Annotated in this window: 22 protein-coding genes; 9 read left to right on the plus strand and 13 right to left on the minus strand. The window is 69.4% G+C overall.

Features of this window, described 5'->3' with window-relative positions:
- Window positions 1–24: 24 nt before the first annotated feature.
- Complete coding sequence (locus ACFC06_RS20285) at window positions 25–627, minus strand: hypothetical protein (protein WP_375933292.1); 603 nt, start codon at window positions 625–627, stop codon at window positions 25–27.
- A gap of 122 nt (window positions 628–749) precedes the next feature.
- Here ACFC06_RS20285 and ACFC06_RS20290 point away from each other — a divergent pair, with 122 nt between their 5' ends.
- Both ACFC06_RS20290 and ACFC06_RS20295 read left to right on the plus strand, forming a co-directional pair.
- Window positions 750–1208, plus strand: a complete 459-nt coding sequence (locus ACFC06_RS20290) for a prevent-host-death protein (RefSeq protein ID WP_375933295.1) — start codon at window positions 750–752, stop codon at window positions 1206–1208.
- A 74-nt stretch (window positions 1209–1282) separates the two neighbouring features.
- Window positions 1283–1576, plus strand: coding sequence for a hypothetical protein (locus ACFC06_RS20295; RefSeq protein WP_375933298.1), 294 nt, complete (start codon window positions 1283–1285; stop codon window positions 1574–1576).
- Window positions 1577–1596: 20 nt separating this feature from the next.
- Here ACFC06_RS20295 and ACFC06_RS20300 read toward each other — a convergent pair whose 3' ends face one another.
- The 7 genes from ACFC06_RS20300 to ACFC06_RS20330 form a co-directional block, all read right to left on the minus strand.
- Window positions 1597–2850 carry an MFS transporter gene (locus ACFC06_RS20300; protein ID WP_375933301.1) on the minus strand — a complete coding sequence of 418 codons (1254 nt, stop codon included), beginning with the start codon at window positions 2848–2850 and terminating at the stop codon, window positions 1597–1599.
- 18 nt (window positions 2851–2868) lie between these two features.
- Window positions 2869–3321, minus strand: coding sequence for a MarR family winged helix-turn-helix transcriptional regulator (locus tag ACFC06_RS20305; protein ID WP_375933304.1), 453 nt, complete (start codon window positions 3319–3321; stop codon window positions 2869–2871).
- Window positions 3322–3435: 114 nt separating this feature from the next.
- Window positions 3436–4485, minus strand: coding sequence for an acyl-CoA dehydrogenase family protein (locus ACFC06_RS20310; RefSeq protein ID WP_375933307.1), 1050 nt, complete (start codon window positions 4483–4485; stop codon window positions 3436–3438).
- A gap of 54 nt (window positions 4486–4539) precedes the next feature.
- Window positions 4540–5547: an acyl-CoA dehydrogenase family protein gene (locus tag ACFC06_RS20315; protein ID WP_375933310.1), complete on the minus strand. Its 1008-nt coding sequence runs from the start codon at window positions 5545–5547 to the stop codon at window positions 4540–4542.
- Between the two features lie 97 nt (window positions 5548–5644).
- Window positions 5645–6787 carry an acyl-CoA dehydrogenase family protein gene (locus ACFC06_RS20320; protein WP_375933313.1) on the minus strand — a complete coding sequence of 381 codons (1143 nt, stop codon included), beginning with the start codon at window positions 6785–6787 and terminating at the stop codon, window positions 5645–5647.
- A complete protein-coding gene (locus ACFC06_RS20325; protein ID WP_375933316.1) occupies window positions 6784–7632 on the minus strand; it encodes an enoyl-CoA hydratase in 849 nt (282 codons plus the stop codon). Before ACFC06_RS20325 ends, ACFC06_RS20320 begins: the two co-directional genes overlap by 4 nt.
- Window positions 7629–9242, minus strand: a complete 1614-nt coding sequence (locus tag ACFC06_RS20330; RefSeq protein WP_375933319.1) for a FadD3 family acyl-CoA ligase — start codon at window positions 9240–9242, stop codon at window positions 7629–7631. Before ACFC06_RS20330 ends, ACFC06_RS20325 begins: the two co-directional genes overlap by 4 nt.
- Window positions 9243–9321: 79 nt before the next feature.
- On the opposite strand from ACFC06_RS20330, the gene ACFC06_RS20335 reads away from it, so the two are divergent.
- The 5 genes from ACFC06_RS20335 (at window position 9322) to ACFC06_RS20355 (ending at window position 15197) form a co-directional block, all read left to right on the plus strand.
- Complete coding sequence (locus ACFC06_RS20335; protein ID WP_375933322.1) at window positions 9322–10509, plus strand: acyl-CoA dehydrogenase family protein; 1188 nt, start codon at window positions 9322–9324, stop codon at window positions 10507–10509.
- Entirely contained in the window at window positions 10506–11303 is a 798-nt protein-coding gene (locus ACFC06_RS20340; protein ID WP_375933325.1) for an SDR family oxidoreductase, read from the plus strand. The genes ACFC06_RS20335 and ACFC06_RS20340 overlap by 4 nt, the downstream gene beginning before the upstream one ends.
- Window positions 11304–11364: 61 nt before the next feature.
- The gene (locus tag ACFC06_RS20345; protein WP_375933328.1) at window positions 11365–11985 is read left to right on the plus strand and encodes a TetR/AcrR family transcriptional regulator; all 621 of its coding nucleotides are present in this window, start codon (window positions 11365–11367) and stop codon (window positions 11983–11985) included.
- Between the two features lie 9 nt (window positions 11986–11994).
- Window positions 11995–13173: an acetyl-CoA C-acetyltransferase gene (locus tag ACFC06_RS20350; RefSeq protein WP_375933331.1), complete on the plus strand. Its 1179-nt coding sequence runs from the start codon at window positions 11995–11997 to the stop codon at window positions 13171–13173.
- Between the two features lie 53 nt (window positions 13174–13226).
- A complete protein-coding gene (locus ACFC06_RS20355; RefSeq protein ID WP_375933334.1) occupies window positions 13227–15197 on the plus strand; it encodes a molybdopterin-dependent oxidoreductase in 1971 nt (656 codons plus the stop codon).
- A gap of 41 nt (window positions 15198–15238) precedes the next feature.
- On the opposite strand, the gene ACFC06_RS20360 is transcribed toward ACFC06_RS20355, so the two are convergent.
- The 5 genes from ACFC06_RS20360 to ACFC06_RS20380 all read right to left on the minus strand — a co-directional run bounded on the left by ACFC06_RS20360 (window position 15239) and on the right by ACFC06_RS20380 (window position 19371).
- On the minus strand, window positions 15239–15571 hold the full coding sequence (locus ACFC06_RS20360; protein ID WP_375933337.1) for a hypothetical protein: 333 nt from the start codon (window positions 15569–15571) through the stop codon (window positions 15239–15241).
- A gap of 329 nt (window positions 15572–15900) precedes the next feature.
- Complete coding sequence (locus tag ACFC06_RS20365) at window positions 15901–16983, minus strand: NAD(P)H-dependent flavin oxidoreductase (RefSeq protein ID WP_375933340.1); 1083 nt, start codon at window positions 16981–16983, stop codon at window positions 15901–15903.
- Window positions 16980–17726 (minus strand): CoA-transferase subunit beta, encoded by a 747-nt coding sequence (locus ACFC06_RS20370; RefSeq protein WP_375933343.1) that lies wholly within the window; start codon window positions 17724–17726, stop codon window positions 16980–16982. Before ACFC06_RS20370 ends, ACFC06_RS20365 begins: the two co-directional genes overlap by 4 nt.
- The gene (locus ACFC06_RS20375) at window positions 17723–18601 is read right to left on the minus strand and encodes a CoA transferase subunit A (protein WP_375933346.1); all 879 of its coding nucleotides are present in this window, start codon (window positions 18599–18601) and stop codon (window positions 17723–17725) included. The genes ACFC06_RS20370 and ACFC06_RS20375 overlap by 4 nt, the downstream gene beginning before the upstream one ends.
- Window positions 18602–18606: 5 nt before the next feature.
- A complete protein-coding gene (locus ACFC06_RS20380) occupies window positions 18607–19371 on the minus strand; it encodes an enoyl-CoA hydratase family protein (protein ID WP_375933349.1) in 765 nt (254 codons plus the stop codon).
- Between the two features lie 70 nt (window positions 19372–19441).
- Here ACFC06_RS20380 and ACFC06_RS20385 point away from each other — a divergent pair, with 70 nt between their 5' ends.
- Together ACFC06_RS20385 and ACFC06_RS20390 are read left to right on the plus strand one after the other, a co-directional pair.
- Window positions 19442–20206: an SDR family oxidoreductase gene (locus ACFC06_RS20385; RefSeq protein WP_375933352.1), complete on the plus strand. Its 765-nt coding sequence runs from the start codon at window positions 19442–19444 to the stop codon at window positions 20204–20206.
- A gap of 30 nt (window positions 20207–20236) precedes the next feature.
- The gene (locus ACFC06_RS20390; RefSeq protein ID WP_375933355.1) at window positions 20237–21148 is read left to right on the plus strand and encodes an SDR family oxidoreductase; all 912 of its coding nucleotides are present in this window, start codon (window positions 20237–20239) and stop codon (window positions 21146–21148) included.
- Window positions 21149–21166: the final 18 nt, after the last annotated feature.

The following is a 21166-nucleotide window of genomic DNA, read 5'->3' on the forward strand; positions in this document are numbered from 1 at the left end:
GCGGCGCGTCCCCCGGGGGCGGACCTACTGCCCCCACACATAGGCGTCGGGAGCCGGTTCGACGGACTGGAGAATGCACCAGTCGAAATGCGCCCAGTAGATGCGATCGCGTCCCGTTTCGGGATCCGTGGCTTTCAACGAGGCCACCGTCCCGATATCGCCGAAGCCGTCGACGTGCTCAGTGGGCCCCAGAGGCGCTTGGTGGAACTCGGCCCAGGTGCACGACCAGGGCGTCAGATCGGCGACTGAAGTCGGTGAGGGCGGGGGAGAGGTCGGTAGCCGCAGGAGATTCCTGAACAGCGCCGAGTGGTCCTGTATCTGCAACCACTCCACTTGGAGTCCCGGCCAGAAGGTCAGATTCCATCCCGCGAAACGGGCTTCGCGACCATTCTCTACTCGACTGCGCTCGGTATCCGGCGGCCCCCAGGCCGCGACATACTCCGCGATCGTGGTGAAGTTGTTCGTCGCGCCCGCATACCACCACCGCTTCTGGGCGACCGCAGCCTCGCCCCGGGTCGCCCCAACCCGAGCCAGCAGCGCCTCGGCCTGCTCCGGCGCGCTCGCACACATCGCATGCAGCATCGAAAGCTGAAAGTCGTAGAACGAAGTCACCGGCTCGCCGGTCATCGTTTCCTCCCCATCGGCAACCCACCCAACCGTACCGAAAATCAGGCCATCTCCTCACCACGCGGCGGTCCGCCGCCGACGATCTCCTGGACTTCCGAACACGTTCCGAATATTCTTTGTTCATGAGCATCGCAGCAGATCTACCCGCGGCGACTCGGCGGTCCTCGGACTTGAGCAAGCATCCCGCCGAGGTCTTCGCCGAGGCCGAGAACCATCCTGTGACGGTGACGCGGCGCGACGGCGAAGCGCTGGTTCTGATGTCGCAGCGTGAGGCGCAGGGCCGTGCCCGCCTGCTGCGCTTCGCGGCACAGCTCATCACGGTCACCCTCGACGACCGTGGCTCGCTGGCCGAGCGCATGTCCAAGGCGTTTCCCTGGATGCTCGCCCTGTCGCCGGCGGATCGGGAGTCTTGCGCGCAGGATCTGGTGGACGCTGCGCGTGCCTCGTTCGCCACCGACCAACCGCATCTGGCGATCGCCGAGCTGACGTCATGGAAAGAGACGGCTACGGCTATCGCAGCCGGCCTGGGCCACGCCGACCTGGACTGGCTTGACGCGCCCGAGGCCGTGGAGCGTCCTTAGCGTGGCAGCCGCGAAGAAGGGTGAGCTGGTCGCCGGCACAACATAGGCCCGGGTCAGTTGTGGATGATGATTCGATGCGGCGGATTCCAGTGTTGATCGACGGTGCGCGGGTTCTGCGGGTGGCCGATATCAGTGCGTTGGTACCGACGGGGCGTACACGTCACATCGTCTTCGGGGCCTTTGTGGACCGTTTCGACAGGCTTGCGATCGCTCGGTATGACGGTGCGGACGGGTTCTACCTGTTCTACTGCGATGCCGAGTGGAACTGCATCACCGACACCTATCACGACGATGTCGCTTCGGCGATCAGGCAAGCGGAATTCGAGTATGGCGCAGTGTCCTTCGTGGACAGCGCAGCCGAGCGGTGAAGGCTCGGCTGCGCTGCGGGTCAGTCGCCGACGGTGATGGCTTGGGCTTCTTCCACGCTGTGGGGTGCGGGGTCGTGGGCGTCGATGTGGGCGAGGGCGGAGCGGCCGAGGAGTAGGACGGCTACGGCGGCGGCGGTGAAGGTGGCGCCCAGCCAGAAGGGGAGGGAGATGCTGTGTTCGCCGAGTTTGCCCGCTACCCAGGGGGCGGCCGCGCCGCCGGCGAAGCGGACGAAGCTGTAGGCGGCCGAGGCGGTGGAGCGTTCGACGGGGGCCGAGATCATGACGGCCTCGGTGATCAGGGTGTTGTTCACGCCGAGGAACAGGCCGGCGATGACGACACCGACGATCAGCACGATCTTGTGTTCGGTGAACATGGCCATCACGGCCAGATCGGCGGCGAACAGACCCAGTGACAGCGCCATCATCGGCAGGGTGCCGAAGCGCGCTTGGAGTTTCGGGGCCAGGAAGACCGAGGCCAGGGCGAGCAGGATGCCCCAGCCGCAGAAGATGAAGCCGATCGCGTAGGTGCCCATGTCCAGCGGGAACGGGGTGTAGGCGAGCAGGGTGAAGAAGCCGAAGTTGTAGAGCAGCGCGGTGATGCTGACGGTGAGCAGGCCGCGGTGGCGCAGCGCCTTGAAGGGTGCGGTGATCGAGGTCGGCTTGGCCGGCTTGGGCATGTCGGGCAGGAGCACGACGATGGCGATGAAGGCGATGGCCATCAGCACCGACACGCCGAAGAACGGTCCGCGCCAGCTGATGCCGCCGAGCAGCCCGCCCAGCAGCGGGCCGGTCGCGATGCCGATGCCGAGCGCGGCCTCGTAGAGGATGATCGCCTTGGCGACGCCGCCGGTGGCCGCGCCGACGATGGTGGCCAGCGCGGTCGCGATGAACAGCGCGTTGCCCAGACCCCAGCCGGCGCGGAAGCCGATGATCTCGCCGATCGTGGACGACATCCCCGCCAGCGCCGCGAACACCACGATGATCGCCAGACCCGACAGCAGCGTCTTCTTCGCCCCGAACCGGCTGGAGATGACACCGGTGATCAGCATCGCGACGCCGGTGACGGCCATATAGCTGGTGAACAGCAGCGAGACCTGCGACGGGCTCGCGTGCAGTTGTTCGCCGATCGGCTTGAGAATGGGGTCGACCAGGCCGATGCCCATGAACGCGATCACGCTGGCGAAGGCGACGGCCCAGACAGCCTTGGGCTGCCCGATCGACGGGGTGGTGGCCGCGGCGTTGTCGTCGCGAGTCAACACGGGGCTGCTACTCATACAGAGCTCCTGGTTGCTTCACTGTCGACCGCGGGCAACCGCACGCAGGGCTGTCAGCAGGTCGTTCATATCGGTGTCGAGCCGGATCAGCCGATCCAGCGGGAAGTCGGCGAGTCCGGGTGCCATGGCGGCGGCGAAGGCGCGCCGCGCGGTGGCCAGGCGGGTCCGGCCGGCCGGGGTGAGCTCCACCAGCACCGCCCGCGAATCGTGCGGGTCCTTGGTGCGGGTGGCGAGTCCGTCGGTGACGAGTCGTCCCAGCAGCGCCGTTGCCGCCGGTTGTGAACATCGATCGATCCGGGCGAATTCGCTGACGCGGATTCCCCCGTGCTCGTCGAGCACGGCGAGAGCCCGCAGGACCGCCCGGGGCACCTCGTCCTCGCTGATCGCCCCGGCCAACCGGGTGAGCCGACCGGCAGTGACCAACAGGTCGACCACGATGTCGTCTGCGGAGGGCTGCTCGTTCTGCTGCACGTCTCACATTATTACATAAGCTAACTATCTAAATCGAGGGGTGCAGCGGTGAGATGGCGCACGACAGCGGAAAGCCCTGGCTGCGGGCGCGCAGCCAGGGCTTTCGCGGAGCGGTCAGGCGGCTGTCGGGCGTTTGCCGGTGCCGAAGAGTTCGCTCGTGGCGTGGGCGCGCTTGAAGTAGAGGTGCGCGTCGTGCTCCCAGGTGATGGCGATGCCGCCGTGCAGCTGGATGGTCTCGGCGGCCACGGTGGAGAAGGTCTCGGTGCAGTGCCTGCGGGCGACCCAGACGTCCTCGGCGGCCGACGGCGAGTTCTCGGCGACCGCCTGCGCGGCGGCCTGAGCGGCCGAATCCGCCGACTCCACCAGCACGTACATGTCGGCCATGCGGTGCTTGAGGGCCTGGAAACTGCCGATGGGACGACCGAACTGCACGCGCGAGGCGGTGTAGTCGACGGTCAGTTCCAGGCAGCGGCGCGCCGCGCCGACCTGCTCGGCCGCGAGGGCGGCCCAGGCGATATCGCGCAGCCGGGCACGCAGGGCTGCCGGGTCGCCGGTGCCGATGCGGGTGGCGGGGGTGCCGCTGAAGGTGATGGTGGCGAGTCGGCGGGTGGGGTCGAGCGCGGGCGTCGGGGTGACGGTGACGCCGGCCGCGTCGGCGGTGGTCTCGAACAGTCCCGCGTCGGTGAGTACCAGCAGCAGGTCGGCCTGGGCGCCGTGCAGCACGTAATGCGCTGTGCCATCGAGCTTTCCGTCGGTGGCGGTGACGCCCGGGTGATCCCAGCCGTCGGCGTCGGCCCAGCACAGTGCGGCTGTGCGCGATCCGTCGGCAAGGTCGGGCAGGAGTCGCGCGCCGGCCCGGTCGTCCTCGGCGAGGAGGATGGCCTGCACCCCGAGCACTGCCGACCCGAGCATCGGCACCGAGCCGAGCACCCGGCCCAATTCGCCCACCACCATCAGTGATTCGACCAGCCCGGCCCCCGCGCCGCCCCATTCTTCGGGGACGGCCAGCGCGGCGACGCCGACCTGCTCGCACAGCATCGCCCACAGCTTCGGGTCGTAGCCGAGATCGGTGTCGATGGCGGTGCGCAGGGCGGCGGAGTTCGCGTGCTTGTCCAGCAGGGCGCGCACCGAATCACGGAATTCGATGAGTTCATTCGATGACATGGGACTCCTCGCGATGGTCAGGGATCGGCACCGTCGCGGTGCGCTGCGAGCCCATCAGCTCGCTGCTTCCGTGCGCAGCGCGGCGGCGATGCGGGCACGGTGGAAATCGGCGGTGCCCCAGGCGGTGCGCAGCGCGGTGACCTTGGTGAGCCACAGCGACAGGTCGCATTCGGCGGTGTAGCCGATGGCGCCGTGCACCTGCAGGCCGGCGCGGGCGGCGCGGTGGGCGGCGTCGGCACAGGTCACCAGGGCGGCCGACACGTCGCGGGCGCGATCGTCGGAGTCCAGCGTCAGCGCCGCGCGGTAGAGCAGCGGTTCGGCCAGGTCCAGGGCGATCAGCACATCGGCGAGCTGCTGCTTCACCGCCTGGAATTCGCCGATCGCGCGACCGAACTGCTTGCGCTGCTTGGCATAGGCGGTGGTCTGCTCGAGAATCGCGCGCCCGGCGCCGAGAAGCTGTGCGGCGCAAGCGAGGACACCCAGGTCGAAGGCATAGGCGATGGCGGCCTCGACCTCGGGTCCCTCGGCGATCAGGGCATCTGCGACGAGCTGGGAAAGCTCCCGGGCCGGGTCGACCGAAGCCGCAACCCCCGTGGACTTCGCGCCGGTGGTGACGCGACTCCCGGTCGTGACCAGCACCAGATCGGCGGTGTTCGCGTCGAGCGCGATCCCACGCTGCGGGTCATCGAAGGCGATGGTGCCGAGTTGCTCCCCGGACGCGAGCGCGGGCAGGAACCGCTGGGCGACCGTGGAATCCGGAAGACGTTGCAGCAGCGCGGGAATCACCGCCGCCGACTCGATCACCGGACCGGGCAGCGCCGCGCGCCCCGCCTCGATCAACGCGACCACCAGGTCGACCGGCGTCGCGTCGGCACCGTCGTACTGCTCGTCGACGATCAACCCGAAGACGCCCATCTCGGCGAGCTGCCGCAGCAGCGCCCGACCCTTGACGGTGTCACCGTCGGACCAGGCCCGCACGGCGACGGGCACCTGACCGGCGTCGAGGATCTTGCGCAACTCGGCGGCGAAATCGAGCTGTTCGGTACTGAGGGCGAATCTCATCGCTGACCTCCTGTGCTGGGACGGGCGGTGCGGCGCGCGGCCGTGTCCGCCCGGTCGGGCAGTGCCATGGCGGTCGCACGCACGCGCGACGGCGCGGTCATCGCTTGCTCTCGCGGGGCAGACCGAGGATGCGCTCGGCGATGATGTTGCGCTGGATCTCGTTGGTACCGGCGTAGATCGGGCCCGACAGCGAGAACAGATAGCCGTCGGTCCACCTGCTCTGCTGTTCGGCGGCCGACCCGAGCAGGTCCAGGGCGGTCTCGTGCATGGCGATGTCGAGTTCGGACCAGAACACCTTGGTGATCGAGGACTCCGCGCCGAGCTGGCCGCCGTCGGTGAGCCGGGTGACGGTGCCGAAGGTGTGCAGGCGGTAGGCTTCGGCGCCGAGCCAGGCGTCCACCACGGCGTTGCGGGCGGCGGTGTCGGCCGGGTCGGTGGTCTCCTGCCACAGGTCGATCAGCCGCTGGGCGGTGGCGCTGAAGCGGCCGGGGCTGCGCAGCGACAGGCCGCGTTCATTGCTCGAGGTGGCCATGGCCACCCGCCAGCCCTCGTTGGGGGCGCCGATCACGTCGGTGTCGGGGACGAAGACGTCGTCGAGGAAGATCTCGGCGAAGCCGGGTTCGCCGTCGAGCTGCGGGATCGGGCGCACGCTCACGCCCTCGGCGGTGAGCGGGAACATCACGTAGGTGAGGCCGTGGTGACGCTGGGCGTCGGGGTCGCTGCGGAACAGGCCGAAGGCCCAGTCGGCGAAGGACGCGCGCGAGCTCCAGGTCTTCTGGCCGTTGAGAATCCAGCCGCCCTCGGTGCGGCGCGCGGTCGAGCGCAGGCTCGCCAGATCGCTGCCCGCCTCGGGCTCGGACCAGGCCTGCGCCCAGATGTCGTCACCGCGGGCCATGCGCGGCAGGATGCGCGCGAGCTGTTCTTCGGTGCCGTGCTCGAACAGGGTCGGTGCGAGCAGGAAGATTCCGTTCTGGGCGACGCGGCCGGGCGCGCCCGCCGCGTAGTACTCCTGCTCGAAGAGCACCCATTCCAGGATGGAGGCGTCGCGGCCACCGTATTCCCGCGGCCACGACACCGCCGACAGGCGCGCGCCCGCCAGGGTCGCCTCCCATTCGCGGTGCGCCTCGAAACCCTCGGCGGTGTCCATGGACGGCAACGGCTTTCGCGGAACGTGGGTCGCGAGGAATTCGCGCACCTCCAGCTGGAAAGCCTGGGCTGCCGGGTCGATCTCGAGATTCACGCTTTGTCCTTCATCGAGCGGGCGTTCATTCCGCCCAGCGAATCGGCGCCGACTTCGGCATTGTGGGCGTGCGCGAAATGGTGCAGCCCGAAGACCGAATCCATGCCGCTGCGCATTCCCATCAGGTCTTCGGCCTGGTTGACCGCCTTCTTGGTGAGCGCGAGCCCGAATTGCGGCATGGCCGAGATCTTTTCGGCCAGGGCCAGCACCTCGGATTCGAGATCGTCACGCGGCACGACCCGGTTGACCATGCCCCATTCCTTGGCCTGGGCGGCACCGAACCGGTCACCGGTGAACAGGAATTCCTTGGCCGCGCGCGGACCCATCACCCACGGGTGCGCGAAATACTCCACACCCGGAATGCCCATCCGGACAACGGGATCGGAGAAGAACGCGTCGTCGGAGCAGACGATGAGATCGCACACCCAGGCCAGCATCAGCCCGCCCGCGATGCACGCGCCCTGCACCATGGCGATGGTGGGCTTGGGGATCTCCCGCCAGCGGCGGCACATGCCCAGGTAGACCTCGGTCTCGCGGGCGAAACGCTGATCGCCGCCGGGGCGGTCCACATGGTCCCACCACAGCGCGGCCTTGTTCTCGTAGTGCACATGGTGGTCGCGGCCCGGGGTGCCGATATCGTGGCCCGCGCTGAAGTGTTTCCCGTTGCCCGCCAGCACGATCACCTTGACCTCCGGGTCCTCGACCGCGCGCACGAAGGCGGCGTCGAGGGCGTAGGTCATCTTCGAGTTCTGCGCATTGCGGAAATCGGGCCGGTTCATGGTGACGACGGCGACCGGCCCGCGCACCTCATAGGTGACGACGTCGGTTTCGGATTCGGGACTCACGACTTCTCCTCACGTAGCTCACGCTTGAGTACCTTGCCCGCCGCGCTGTAGGGCAGCTGGTCGCGGAACTCCACGAGCCGGGGCACTTTGAAATTGGCCAATTCACCGGTGGCGAAGGCGATCACGTCGGCTTCGGTCAGACTCGATCCGGCCTTGCGGACCACGACGGCCTTGCCGACCTCACCCATCCGCTCGTCGGGCACCCCGATCACCGCCGATTCGGCGACGCCGTCGAGGCGGGCCAGGGTCTGTTCGATCTCGGCGGGATAGACGTTGAATCCGCCGGTGATGTACATGTCCTTGAGCCGGTCGGTGATCTTGAGATAGCCGCGCTCGTCGACGACGCCGATATCGCCGGTGTGCAGCCAGCCCTCGGCGTCGATGGCCTCGGCGGTGGCCTCCGGATCGTCTAGGTAGCCGAGCATGACATTGGGGCCGCGCAGCAGCACCTCGCCCGCCTCGGACAGGCGCAGTTCGAAATCGGCGATCGGCCCGCCGCAGGTGTTGGCGATGGTGACGGCGTCGTCGTCGGGGCGGCACATGGTGCCGAAACCGGCCGACTCGGACAGGCCGTAGGCGGTGATGACCACCTCGAAATCGAGGTCCTCGCGCATGCGCTCGATGAGCACCACCGGCACGGTCGCCGCGCCGGTCACCGCCACCCGCAGCGAGCTCAGGTCGCGCTCGGCGCGCTGGGGATGCTCGAGGACGGTCTGGTAGATGGTCGGCGGGCCGGTGAGCACGGTGATGCGTTCGGACTCGATGAGCGCGAGCGCGGCGGGCACGTCGAAGGTCGCCTGGGGGACGATGGTGGCCCCGGTGACCAGGCAGGCGAGGATGCCCGCCTTGTAGCCGAAGTTGTGGAAGAACGGCGGGATGATCAGGTAGCGGTCGTCGGCGCGCAGGGTGGAGCACTCGACCCAGCCGCGCACCACACCCAGCGCCTGCCGGTGTGCCACGAGGGTGCCCTTGCTGCGGCCGGTGGTGCCGGAGGTGAACAGGATGTCGGCGATATCGTCGGGGGAGACCTCGCCGGCCCGCTGTTCGCCGACCGCCTCGGGCACGGTCGCGGCCTGGGCGAGCAGTTCGTCCCAGCTCAGCGTCACCTGGGGCGTTCGCGGATCGGCGTCGCGGCCTGGCGTTACCTCGGCCGGCTCCGCGTTCGGCGTCGTCGTGACCGGCGCGTCGGACTCGACCGGGATGACGACGACCGTCCCGATTCCCAGATCCGGAACCTTGTCGAGCAGCTCGGCGGCCCGGTCACGCCCGAGGAACGGCCCGGCGACGAACAGCGCCGCGGCGTCGACCCGGGCCAGCACGTCGGCCGCCTCGGCCGCGACATAGCGGGTGTTGAGCGGAACCAGCGCGGCGCCGACCGAATGCGCGGCCAGCGCGGCGACGACCCAGTGGTGGGTGTTGGGCGCCCACATGGCGACCCGATCGCCGGTGACGATGCCGCGGGCGATCAGCGCGCGAGCGGCGACGCGCACCTGATCGAGCAGATCGGCCCAGGTCAGGCGGATCGCGCCGTCGATCAGGGCGGGCTCGTGCGGGTGCGCCGCGGCGATGTCTCGCAGCGCCTGCGGGGTGGTTTGTGCAGGGGGTGTCACGGGGTCCTCACCGTTGTGCGGTTGCTGTTCTCCACGAAGCAGCTAACAAAGCAAGTGCTTGGTAGGTTATCCTATCGGCGTGGGTGTGATCCAGACCTCAGATTCCGATACCGCGACCTCCGACGCGGAGTTTTGCGCGGAAATACGCGACTGGCTGGCCGAAAATCTCTCCGGCGAGTTCGCTGACCTGCGCGGCACCGGCGGACCCGGCCGCGAACACGAATACTTCGACGAGCGCCTCGCCTGGGACCGGCACCTGGCCGCGTCCGGCTGGACCTGCCTGGGCTGGCCGGTCGAATACGGCGGCCGCGGTGCCAGCGTGCGCCAGCAGGTGATCTTCCATGAGGAGTACGCGAAGGCCGACGCGCCTGCGCGGGTCTCGCACGTGGGCGAGGAACTGCTCGGCCCGACCCTGCTGGCCTTCGGCACCGAGGAGCAGAAGCGCCGCTTCCTGCCGGGCGTGCGCTCGGTCGGCGAGCTCTGGTGCCAGGGCTACTCCGAGCCGGGCGCCGGGTCCGACCTGGCGGCGGTCAGCACCACCGCACGCCTGGAAGACGGCAAGTGGGTGATCAACGGCCAGAAGATCTGGACCTCACTCGCGCACGTGGCCGACTGGTGCTTCGTCATCGCGCGCACCGAGCGCGGCTCGAACAGGCACAAGGGGCTGTCGTACCTGCTGGTGCCGATGGACCAGCCGGGCATCCAGGTGCGCCCGATCGAACAGCTCACCGGCACCTCGGAATTCAACGAGGTGTTCTTCGACGACGCCGTCACCGACGCCGACCTGGTCGTCGGCGAACCCGGTGACGGCTGGCGAATCGCCATGGGCACCTTGACCTTCGAGCGCGGTATCTCCACGCTCGGTCAGCAGATCCGCTTCGCCCGCGAGCTCGCCGATATCGAGGCACTGGCCCGGCGCACCGGCGCCGCCGGCGACCCGCTCATCGCCGACCGGCTCGACCGTGCCTGGGTCGGGCTGCGGGTGCTGCGCGCGCACGCGCTGCGCACCATGAGCGAGGACCACGACGACGCGGGCGGCGCCTCGGTCTCGAAGTTGTTGTGGGCCAACTGGCATCGCGGACTCGGCGAGCTCGCCATGGCGGTGCAGGGCGCCGCCGGGCTGGTCACCGGGGACGACGACATGACCGCATGGCAGCGGCTGTATCTGTTCAGCCGCGCCGACACCATCTACGGAGGTTCGAACGAAGTGCAGCGCAACATCATCGCCGAGCGGGTGCTCGGTCTGCCGCGGGAGGCCCGCCCGTGACCGGTCCACTGTCCGTCCCGCCCCCGTCCATTCCCGGCCACGGCCTGCTGACCGGCCGGAAGGCCGTGATCACCGCCGCCGCGGGCACCGGCATCGGCTCGGCCACCGCGCGCAGGCTGCTGGAGGAGGGCGCCGATGTCGTCGTCTCCGACTGGCACGAGCGCAGGCTCACCGAGACCGCCGAGCTGCTGGCCGAGGAGTTCCCGGAGCGTCAGGTGGCCGCGGTGGTGTGCGATGTGCGCGACACCGAACAGGTGAACCGCCTGCTCACCGAGGCCGCCGCCGCGCTGGGTCGCATCGACATCATGGTCAACAACGCCGGGCTCGGCGGCGAGACGCCGGTGGTCGACATGACCGACGAGCAGTGGGACCAGGTCCTCGACATCACGCTGACCGGCACCTTCCGCTGCACCAGGGCCGCCCTCAACTACTTCCGTGGCGCGGGCCACGGTGGCGTGCTGGTCAACAACGCCAGCGTGCTCGGTTGGCGCGCCCAGCACGGCCAGGCCCACTACGCCGCCGCCAAGGCGGGCGTGATGGCGCTGACCCGGTGCAGCGCGGTCGAGGCCGCCGAATTCGGGGTGCGGATCAACGCCGTGGCGCCGAGCATCGCGCGTCATCCGTTCCTGGACAAGGTCAGCTCGACCGAACTGCTCGACGCCCTCAGCGAGCGCGAAGCCTTCGGCCGCGCCGCCGAACCTTGGGAAGTGGCGGCAACGATCGCCATGCTGGCCAGTGACTACACCTCATACCTGACCGGTGAGGTGGTCTCGGTGAGCAGTCAGCGCGCATGATCGGCTCGGCGCGGCGCGGGGGTTCCCGATTCAGGGAACCAAGCAATTGCTTGGTTGTACGATGTCAGGTGTGACCGCACCCGATACCGTGAAACGCACGCGCCGCGCCGAACTCCTCGACCTCGCCGCCGACCTGTTCGCCGAACGCGGACTGCGCGCCACCACGGTGCGCGATATCGCGGACTCGGCGGGCATCCTCTCCGGCAGCCTCTACCACCATTTCGACTCCAAGGAGTCGATGGTCGACGAGATCCTGCGCGGCTTCCTCGACGACCTGTTCGGCCGCTACCGCGAGATCGCGGCCGCCGGGCTGAGCTCGCGCGAGACCCTGGAGGCGCTGGTGCTCGCCTCCTACGAGGCCTTCGATCGGCACCACGCCGCCGTCGCCATCTACCAGGCCGAGGCCAAGAACCTGCGCGATGTCGAGCGCTTCGGCTACATCCGCGAATTCAACATCGAGTTCCGCGACCTGTGGCACCGGGTGCTCACCGCCGGTGTGGCCGACGGCAGCTTCCGGCCCGAACTCGACGTGGAACTGGCCTTCCGCTTCCTGCGCGACACCGTGTGGGTCGCGGTGCGCTGGTACACCCCCGGTGGCCCGATCACCGTGAAAAACCTTGCCCAGCAATACCTCACCATCGTGCTCGACGGGCTCACCGTGCCCGGGAGCAGTCCCACCTAGGAGTTCCCCATGACCGCTCGGCCCTACACCCCGCTGCGACAGGTCTATGTGATCGACGCGGTGCGTACCGCGGTCGGCAAGCGCGGTGGCGCGCTGGCCGGTGTGCACCCGGCCGACCTCGGCGCCGCCGCGCTGCGCGGGCTGATCGAGCGCACCGGGATCGATCCGGCCGTGGTCGACGACGTGATCGTCGGCTGTGTCGACAACATCGGCCCGCAGGCGGGCAATATCGGCCGCACCATGTGGCTGACCGCCGGCTACCCCGAAGAGGTTCCCGGCGTCACCGTCGACCGGCAGTGCGGTTCGAGCCAGCAGGCCGTGAACTTCGGCGCGCAGGCCATCATGTCCGGCACCGCCGAGGTCATCGTGGCCGCGGGCGTGCAGAACATGAGCGCCATCCCGATCTCGGCGGCCATGCTGGCGGGTAAGGAGTACGGCTTCGACTCGCCGTTCGTCGGCGCCACCGGCTGGGATACGCGCTACGGCACCGGTGAGGTCTCGCAGTTCCGCGGCGCCGAACTGATCGCCGAGAAGTGGGGCATCACCCGCGAGGACATGGAGCGCTGGGCGCTGCGCAGCCACGAGCGCGCCCGCGCCGCCATCGCCGAGGGACGCTTCGAGGCCGAGATCGTGCCGGTCGGTGACTTCACCGTCGACCAGGGCCCGCGCGAGACCAGCCTGGAGAAGATGGCCTCGTTGCAGCCGCTGAGCGAGGGCAGCCCGCTCACCGCCGCCGTGGCCAGCCAGATCTCCGACGGCGCCTCGGCCACCCTGCTCGCCTCCGAATGGGCGGTCCAGGAATACGGCCTCACCCCGCGCGCCCGCATCAACCACGTCAGCGCCCGCGGCGCCGACCCCATCTTCATGCTCAGCGCCCCCATCCCCGCCACCCAGTGGGCCCTGGACAAGGCGGGCCTGACCATCGACGACATCGACGTCATCGAGATCAACGAGGCCTTCGCCCCGGTCGTCCTGGCCTGGATCAAGGAAATCGGCGCCGACCCGGAGAAGGTCAATGTCAACGGCGGCGCCATCGCCCTTGGCCACCCCCTCGGCGCCACCGGCGCCAAACTCTTCGCCACCCTCCTGCACGAACTCGAGCGCGTCAACGGCCGCTACGGCCTGCTCACCATCTGCGAAGGCGGCGGCACCGCCAACGTCACCATCATCGAACGCCTGGACAGGTAGGCCCGTCCGACCTCGATCACCGCTCCATCGGGAGTCCAGTGGGGCTGCCTACGATGGGCGGTGTGAAGGTGCTCGGTGCGTGCCCGCTCGACTGCCCCGACGCGTGCTCCTGGGTGGTCACCGTCGAGGACGGTGTGGCGACCGGGCTGCGCGGGAACAAGGAGCATCCGGTCACGCGCGGTGCGCTGTGTGTGAAGGTGAACCGCTATCTCGAGCAGGTCGGGGCGCCGGATCGGCTGCGGTATCCGCTGCGCCGGACCGGGCCGAAGGGGTCGGGGCGGTTCGAGCGGATCAGCTGGGAGACCGCGCTGGACGAGATCGCGACGCGGCTCACCGGGATCATCGACGAATTCGGTGCCGAGGCGATCTGGCCGTTCCACGGCACCGGCAGCCTCGGCTACCTCCAGGGGCTGGAGGGCTACCCCGGCCGCCGGATGTTCAATGTGCTCGGTGCCTCGCATCACCGGCCCACCATCTGCTCGGTCGCGGGCAGCGCGGGCGTGCGCTACACCCTCGGGACCTCCGGCGGCATGGACCCCGAGGACCTGGCTCACTCGGAGCTGATCCTGCTCTGGGGCACCAATCCGCTCAGCTCCGGCCATCACGTCTGGAAGTTCATCCAGGACAGTGGCGCGCACCTGGTCGCCATCGACCCGGTGCGCACGAAGACCGCCGAACGCTGCGACGAGCACCTGGCGCCGCTGCCCGGCACCGACGCGGCCCTGGCGCTGGGCCTGCTGCACGTCATCGTCTCGCTGGGCGCCCAGGACGACGCCTACCTGGCCGAGCACACCGAGGGCTGGCCCGAGTTCCGCGAGCGCATCGCCGAGTACCCGCCCGCCCGCGTCGCGGCGATCACCGGCCTCAGCGAGGAACAGATCGTCGGCCTCGGCGAACGGATCGCCCGCACCCGCCCGACCGCCATCCGTGCCTCCCAGGGTATGCAGCGGCACGCGGGCGGCGGGATGGCGCTGCGGCTGCTCGCCTGCCTGCCCGGCGTCACCGGCGACTGGGCGATTCCCGGTGGGGGACTGCACTATTCGACCAGCGGGCACTTCCGGGTCGATCTCGAGGCGCTGATCCGCGACGACCTGCTCCCGCACCCCGTGCGGACCCTGTCGATGACCCGGCTCGGCGAGACCCTGCTGGAAGCCGAGGGACCACCGGTCAAAGCCCTGTTCGTGATCGCGGCCAACCCGGTCGGCTCCAATCCCGACCAGCGCCGCGTGATCGAGGGCCTGTCCCGCGACGACCTGTTCACCGTTGTCCTGGAACACTTCTCGACCGACACCGTCGACTACGCCGACATCGTCCTGCCCGCCACCATGCAGCCCGAGCACCTCGATGTGCTCGCCGGGTACGGCCACCTGTACCTGGTCTGGAACGAACCCGCCGTCGAGCCGCCGGGCGAATGCCTGTCCACGACAGAGACTTTCCGGCGGCTGTCGCGACGGCTGGGTCTAACCGAGCCCGCGCTCTACGACTCCGACGAAGAACTGATGCGGCAATTGTTGAAGGGCTACGACCTCGATCGTCTCCGGGCCGACGGTTACCTCAAGATCGAGCCGGGCCCCGTTCCCGCGGGCAAGCTCCAATTCGTCTCGGCCAGAGCCGAGCTCGCCGGCCACGATCCCCTCCCCGGCTTCACCCCGCCCGGCGACACCGGTCCCGGCCTCGTCCTGATCTCGGCCGCCTCCCACTACTTCCTCAACACCACCTTCGGCTCCAACCCCGAACTCCGCCGCCGCGCGGGCGAATCCCGGATCGCCTTACATCCCGACGACGCGGCCTCACGCGGAATCGCGGATGGCACACCGGTCGTGGTGCTCAACGAGCGTGGTTCCTTCGAGGCCGTCGCCGAGATCTCCGACCGCGTCCGCCCCGGCGTCGCCGCGACCACCAAGGGCCGCTGGGCCAAGTTCACCGGCGGCGCGACCGTCAACGCCACCATCGCCGAACGCGATGCCGACTACGCGGGCGGCGCGGTGTTCCACGACAACCGCGTCGAGGTCCGCCCGCGCTGAGTGCGGGGCATGCCGGTGACACACCCCGCGGTCGACCCGGATCACCACCAGGGGTTCACGACCTCCCATCGCACCAGCGTGCCCGGGAAATCACAGCGAGCCCAGGACTGCTGGCCGTCCCACGCCACGTTTCCCCACCGCTGGTAGGTGCCCCACGGGCTGCCGAACCAGCCCCACGAATTCCTGCATTCGATGCGCACCTGATGGCGGGTGGGCCAGTAACACTGCGAGTACGCCGCGGTGTTGTTCACCGGATACGCCGCGCAGCCCGGCTGCCACTGCGCCTGCGCGGGTGCCACACCCAGCACCACGCCCGCGCCGAGCAGCGCCGCCGCCGACGTGCTCACCATCGCCCTTCTGACGAGCGCCCTCATCACAACCTCCCATCAGCGTGGGGGACTACGCCCCCGACTGCTGACAGGCCTCCGCGCCGGTCGATGTCTCGGTGAGCCCCGCGGGCCCACCCTTACGTGATATACATCACATTCTAGAACGTCGTCGTTACCGGCGCCGGAACGAGAAACACCGGACCGGATGCGCACTTCGTGGGTGCGCACCCTGCCCGGTGCTCGGCCACCTCCCGCGGACGGTGGCTCGTCCGTCGGTGCGGGAGGCGGCGTCGGTTCGCCGGATCAACGGCAGGTCGGGGTGCCCAGGCGATGTCGGGTCGCCTGAGCGGGGCGGGTGAGACCGCCCCCGCCTCTCAGTGCTGGTCGACGGCGGGTTCGCTGGTCAGCGCCGCGACCGACTCGATGCGGGCCACCGCGTCGGCGACGATCCGCTCGACCAGCTCGGCCACGGTCGGCAGGCTGTCGATGATTCCGGTGACCTGGCCCGCGGGCAGCACGCCCGCGTCGGTGCGGCCCTCGACCAGCCCGGCCTTGGTGAGCATGGCCGAGTTGGCCGCCATCACGACCTGCGACCAGCTCAGGTCCTTGGTCTTGCGCATGGCCAGCCCGTCGCGCACCAGCGTCGACCACTTCATGCCGGTCATGGACTTGAACTTGGCCGCGTTGCCGACCGCCGCCGACAGGCCGCGCCAGCCGCCGGAGTGCTCCAGCTTGTCGACCAGTTCGGTGTTGAGCATCCGGTGCGGCATGCCGTCGACCTTCACCGAGACCACCGTGTCCTGGAGACCGCGCGCGAGGTATTCCCGCTTCACGGCCTCGGGCACGGTGCTCTCCTGGGTGAGCAGGAAGCGGGTGCCCATGGCGACCCCGGCCGCGCCGTAGCTCAGCGCCGCCGCCAGGCCGCGTCCGTCGAAGAAGCCGCCCGCCGCGATCACGGGGATGTCGACGGCGTCGAGGACCGAGGGCAGCAGCAGCGTGGTGGCGACCGGACCGGTGTGCCCGCCGCCTTCGCCGCCCTGCACGATCACCGCGTCGGCACCCCAGGACGCCACCTTCACCGCGTGCTTGGCCGCGCCGATCGACGGAATCACCACCACGCCAGCGTCTTTGAGCTCGGCGATGAGGTCCTGCTTGGGCGCCAGCGCGAAGGAAGCCACTTTGACCTGCTCGCGGATGAGCAGGTCGATGCGCTCGGTGGCATCGGTCGCGTCGGCGCGGATGTTCACGCCGAAGGGCTTGTCGGTGAGCGACTTGGTCTTGGCGATCGCCGCCTCGAGTTCCTCGAAGGTCATCGTGGCCGAGGCCAGAATGCCGAGACCGCCCGCATTGGCGGTGGCCGCGACCAGGCGCGGCCCGGCGACCCAGCCCATACCGGTTTGCACGACCGGATGCTCGATCCCGACCAGCTCGGTGAGCGGAGTGCGAAGCCGACTCATGCCGCCACTTCCTTCTCCCGGAAACCCTTGGGGTCGAGCACGGTTCGGATGATGCGCAGCTCGTCCTCGGTGGGCAGCCGGGTCTCGCCCACGGTGTCCAGCCCGGCCACCGCGAACGAGGTGTTCTCGGCGACCTCGTCGGCACTCACTCCCGGATGCAGCGACAGGGCGCGCAGGGTGTGGTCGGGGCCGCCGAAGTCGAACACGCCCAGGTTGCTCACTACGCGGTGCAGGTGGTGGAAGCGGAAGGCGGGGTTGTCGGGATCGACGCGGTCGTAACCGATTCCGGAGATGATGTCGACCTGGTCGACGAAGACCCGCTTGTTGTGCCGGGGCACGAAGTAGCTGGTCGCGTGGTTGATGGTGTTGCCCGGCGCGCCGCGCACACCGAACATCTGCCGGGTCGGCTGCTGGAGCGGGCCGAAGGCCGAGAGGTTCTGATTGCCGAACCGGTCGAGCTGATTGGCGCCCATCACCACGTGACGGCGGCCGGAGGCGACCACGTCGAACACCTTGGAGAACGGAATCCAGCCCTCCACAGGGGCCTTCGCGCCGATCGCAGGGACCTCGGCGAAGAACAGCGCCTCACCATCGGACAGCAGCAGATCGGGCTCGAAGGTGAGCCGGGCCAGGCGCGCGCCGATGGTGGTGACCGTCGACATGGGGCTGGCCATGATCTCACCCGCCCCACGGAAGATCTCCGCGGCGGCGACGACGCAGACTTCGGCACGGGTCACTTTCATTTCTGCTCCTCGGCGAAAGCGTGGACGGCGGCCTGGTATTCGGCCTCGGAGACATCGAGATAGCGCGCCTTGAACTCGGCCCACGACTCGTCGGTGGCCGCGGCGGCGACGTAGTGCTTCTGGAACTTCTCGTCGCGCCCATAGCTGCCTGCGAAGGTGAAGTGCGCGCCACCGGGTGCCTCCACCACGCCGTCGACCAGCATCCGGTTGAGAATGATCGCCTGCTGCGGAACGGCTTTCACCAGTTCCTCGGTCTCCACCAGGCGATCGGCGGTGACGTAGCGGCGTTCGGCGGCCAGGCAGTAGAGGTCGTCGAAGTACGGGTCGACGCCGGTGTAGGCCGCGTTGCCGTGCTTGTCGGCCAGGTCCAGGTGCACGAAGGCGGCGTCGAGATTCAGCGCGGGCATGGCGACCAGCGTCTCGGTCCGGCCGTCGGCGGCGGGGTAGGGGGACCGGACGGTCTTCAGCTCGCCCTCCCAGAAGTCGAGCACCGAGGAACCGAGGCCCGCGCGGATCGGCAGGAACGGCAGCCGGGCGGCGGCCGCCTGCAGGCCGCACTTGACCATGCCCTCGTCCATCTCGCGCACGGTGATCGCGCCGGAGGTGCGCGCCTTGGCGAACCACGGGTCGTAGAACGGCGCCGAATCCAGCGAGACGAACCCGTAGTACGCCTTGCGGACCTTGCCCGCCGAGCACAGCAGACCCAGATCGGGCCCGCCGTAGGTGACCACGGTCAGGTCGGTGATATCCGAGCGCAGCAGCGCGCGCACCAGCGCCATCGGCTTGCGCCGGGAACCCCAGCCCCCGATGCCGATGGTCATGCCGCTGCGCAGCTCGCCGACCACCTCGTCGAGCGTCATCCTCTTGTCGCGCATGGCGATTACTTCTCCTTCTTCTGCGCGGCGAGATCGTCGTCGAAACGCGCCCTGATCTCGTCGGCGACCCCGGCGAGGTTCAGCTCCATCGTGAAACCCTGCTCGTAGCGGTAGGACCGGTGCACGTCCTGCACATCGATGCCGTTGAGCGCGCGCTTGGCGGCGCGGATCACGCGGCCGTCCTTGTTCGCGATGTTCTCGGCGACCTCCATGGCCGCGGCGTCGAGTTCGGCGCGCGGCACCACCTGATACACCGAGCCGTAGTGGTGCAGTTGCTGGGCGGTGAGCTTGCCCGCGGTGTAGAACATGGTCCGCATCAGATGCTGGGGGACCAGCCGGGCCAGGTGGGTGGCCGCGCCGAGCGCGCCCCGGTCGACCTCGGGCAGGCCGAAGGTGGCGTCGTCGGAGGCGACGATCACGTCGGAGTTGCCGACCAGGCCGATGCCGCCGCCCAGACAGAAGCCGTTGACCGCGGTGACCACCGGCACCTCGCAGTCGTAGACCGCGGCGAAGGCGTCGAAGCAGCCGTGGTTGGCCCGGATCAGCGCGGTGTGGCCGGTGTCGGCGTTCATCTCCTTGATGTCGACGCCGGCGTTGAAGCCCCGCCCCTCCGCGCGCAACACGACCACCCGGGTCGCCGGATCGCGCCCGGCCGCCCGGACGGCCTCGGCCAGCGCGAACCAGCCGTCGGAGGGCAGTGCGTTGACCGGCGGATAGTCGACTGTGACGACTTCGACGCCCTCGGTCTCGGTGTGACGGTTGATCCCCATCGCGGTGTCCCATCGTGCGCGCCCCGGCGAACCCGAGACAAAGCAAGCAATTGCTTGGTAGGTTAACACGGTGGCTGTAGAAATCGACCTTTCCGAGCAGATCGTTCTGGTGACGGGTGGGGTCCGCGGCGTCGGCGCGGGAATCAGCCGGGCCTTCCTCGCCGCGGGCGCGACCGTGCTGACCTGCGCGCGCAGGCCCGCCGACGAACCGATCGGCGGGACCGAACACCACAGCTGCGATGTGCGCGATCCCGACGCCGTGGCCGCGATGTTCGACCGGATCGTGGCCACCCACGGCCGCATCGACCACGTGGTGAACAACGCGGGCGGCGCCCCCTTCGCCCTCGCCGAGGCCGCGAGCCCGAAGTTCCACGCCAAGATCGTCGAGCTGAACCTGCTCGCGCCGCTGCTCATCGCCCAGCACGCCAACGCGGTGATGCAGAAGCAGGACGCGGGCGGCTCGATCGTGATGATCACCAGCGTCAGCGGGCACCGGCCCTCGCCCGGAACGGCCGCCTACGGCGCCGCCAAGGCCGGACTGGACAACCTCACCGGCTCGCTGGCCGTCGAATGGGCGCCCAGGGTGCGGGTGAACTCCGTGGTCGTCGGTCCGGTGGAGACCGAGCTCAGCCACCTGCACTACGGCGACGCCGACGGGGTGGCCGCGGTCGCCCGCACCGTCCCGCTGGGCAGGCTGGCCGCCCCGGCCGATGTCGGCAATGCCGCCCTCTTCCTGGCCTCCCCGCTGGCCGCCCACGTCAGCGGGGCCACCCTGCTCGTCCACGGCGGCGGCGAACGCCCGGCCTTCCTGGACGCCGCCACCACCAATCACTGAGTCACAAGCACGAACACAGGAGTCTTGAACATGGACGACCAGCAGATCTGCGCAGGCCGCACGGTCATCGTCACCGGCGCGGGACGGGGGATCGGTCGCGCGCACGCGCTCGCGTTCGCCGCGGCGGGTGCCCGGGTGGTGGTCAACGATGTCGGTACCGCCCTCGACGGCGCCGAGACCGCCGAGACGCCGGCGCAGCAGGTCGTCGACGAGATCGTCGCGGCCGGTGGCGAGGCGGTGGCCAACTACGACGACGTGGCCGACTGGGAGGGCGCGCGCAGGCTCGTCCGCCAGGCCGTCGACACCTTCGGTGGGCTGGATGTGCTGGTCAACAACGCCGGGTTCGTACGGGACCGGATGCTGGTGAATCTCGGCGAGGACGAATGGGACGCGGTGGTGCGCGTGCACCTCAAAGGCCACTTCGCCACCATGCGTCACGCCGCGGAGTACTGGCGAGCGGAGTCGAAGGCCGGTCGGCCGGTCGACGCCCGGGTGATCAACACCAGCTCCGGTGCCGGTCTGCAGGGCAGCGTCGGTCAGGGCAACTACGGCGCCGCCAAGGCGGGCATCGCCGGGCTCACGCTCACCGCGTCGGCGGAGTTCGGCCGCTACGGGGTGACCGTCAACGCGATCGCGCCCGCCGCCCGCACCCGGATGACCGAGACCGTCTTCGCCGACACCATGGCCGCCCCGGATTCCGGCTTCGACGCCATGGCCCCGGAGAACATCTCCCCGCTGGTGGTGTGGCTCGGCAGTACCGAGTCGGCCGGGGTGACCGGGCGGATGTTCGAGGTCGAGGGCGGGAAGGTGGCGCTCGCGCAGGGCTGGCGTCACGGTGCGCCCGTCGACCGCGGCGCCCGCTGGAACCCCGCCGAACTGGGTCCGGTGGTGGCCGAACTGATCGAGAAGAGCGTAGCGCCGGAGCCGGTTTACGGCGCATAGCAAACTTTGTGGCACAGG

This window comes from Nocardia sp. NPDC056064, assembly GCF_042266925.1.
In the GTDB taxonomy this organism is placed as follows: Bacteria; Actinomycetota; Actinomycetes; order Mycobacteriales; family Mycobacteriaceae; genus Nocardia.

Bases quoted from the DNA above. Each gene is read 5' to 3' on its own strand.
- ACFC06_RS20365 (WP_375933340.1), bottom strand. From the start codon at position 16,983: ATGAGTCGGCTTCGCACTCCGCTCACCGAGCTGGTCGGGATCGAGCAT.
- ACFC06_RS20315 (WP_375933310.1), bottom strand. From the start codon at position 5,547: ATGAGATTCGCCCTCAGTACCGAACAGCTCGATTTCGCCGCCGAGTTG.
- ACFC06_RS20300 (WP_375933301.1), bottom strand. From the start codon at position 2,850: ATGAGTAGCAGCCCCGTGTTGACTCGCGACGACAACGCCGCGGCCACC.
- ACFC06_RS20360 (WP_375933337.1), bottom strand. From the start codon at position 15,571: ATGAGGGCGCTCGTCAGAAGGGCGATGGTGAGCACGTCGGCGGCGGCG.
- ACFC06_RS20350 (WP_375933331.1), top strand. From the start codon at position 11,995: ATGACCGCTCGGCCCTACACCCCGCTGCGACAGGTCTATGTGATCGAC.
- ACFC06_RS20295 (WP_375933298.1), top strand. From the start codon at position 1,283: ATGCGGCGGATTCCAGTGTTGATCGACGGTGCGCGGGTTCTGCGGGTG.
- ACFC06_RS20355 (WP_375933334.1), top strand. From the start codon at position 13,227: ATGGGCGGTGTGAAGGTGCTCGGTGCGTGCCCGCTCGACTGCCCCGAC.
- ACFC06_RS20285 (WP_375933292.1), bottom strand. From the start codon at position 627: ATGACCGGCGAGCCGGTGACTTCGTTCTACGACTTTCAGCTTTCGATG.
- ACFC06_RS20390 (WP_375933355.1), top strand. From the start codon at position 20,237: ATGGACGACCAGCAGATCTGCGCAGGCCGCACGGTCATCGTCACCGGC.
- ACFC06_RS20380 (WP_375933349.1), bottom strand. From the start codon at position 19,371: ATGGGGATCAACCGTCACACCGAGACCGAGGGCGTCGAAGTCGTCACA.
- ACFC06_RS20370 (WP_375933343.1), bottom strand. From the start codon at position 17,726: ATGAAAGTGACCCGTGCCGAAGTCTGCGTCGTCGCCGCCGCGGAGATC.
- ACFC06_RS20345 (WP_375933328.1), top strand. From the start codon at position 11,365: ATGTCAGGTGTGACCGCACCCGATACCGTGAAACGCACGCGCCGCGCC.
- ACFC06_RS20310 (WP_375933307.1), bottom strand. From the start codon at position 4,485: ATGTCATCGAATGAACTCATCGAATTCCGTGATTCGGTGCGCGCCCTG.
- ACFC06_RS20375 (WP_375933346.1), bottom strand. From the start codon at position 18,601: ATGCGCGACAAGAGGATGACGCTCGACGAGGTGGTCGGCGAGCTGCGC.
- ACFC06_RS20290 (WP_375933295.1), top strand. From the start codon at position 750: ATGAGCATCGCAGCAGATCTACCCGCGGCGACTCGGCGGTCCTCGGAC.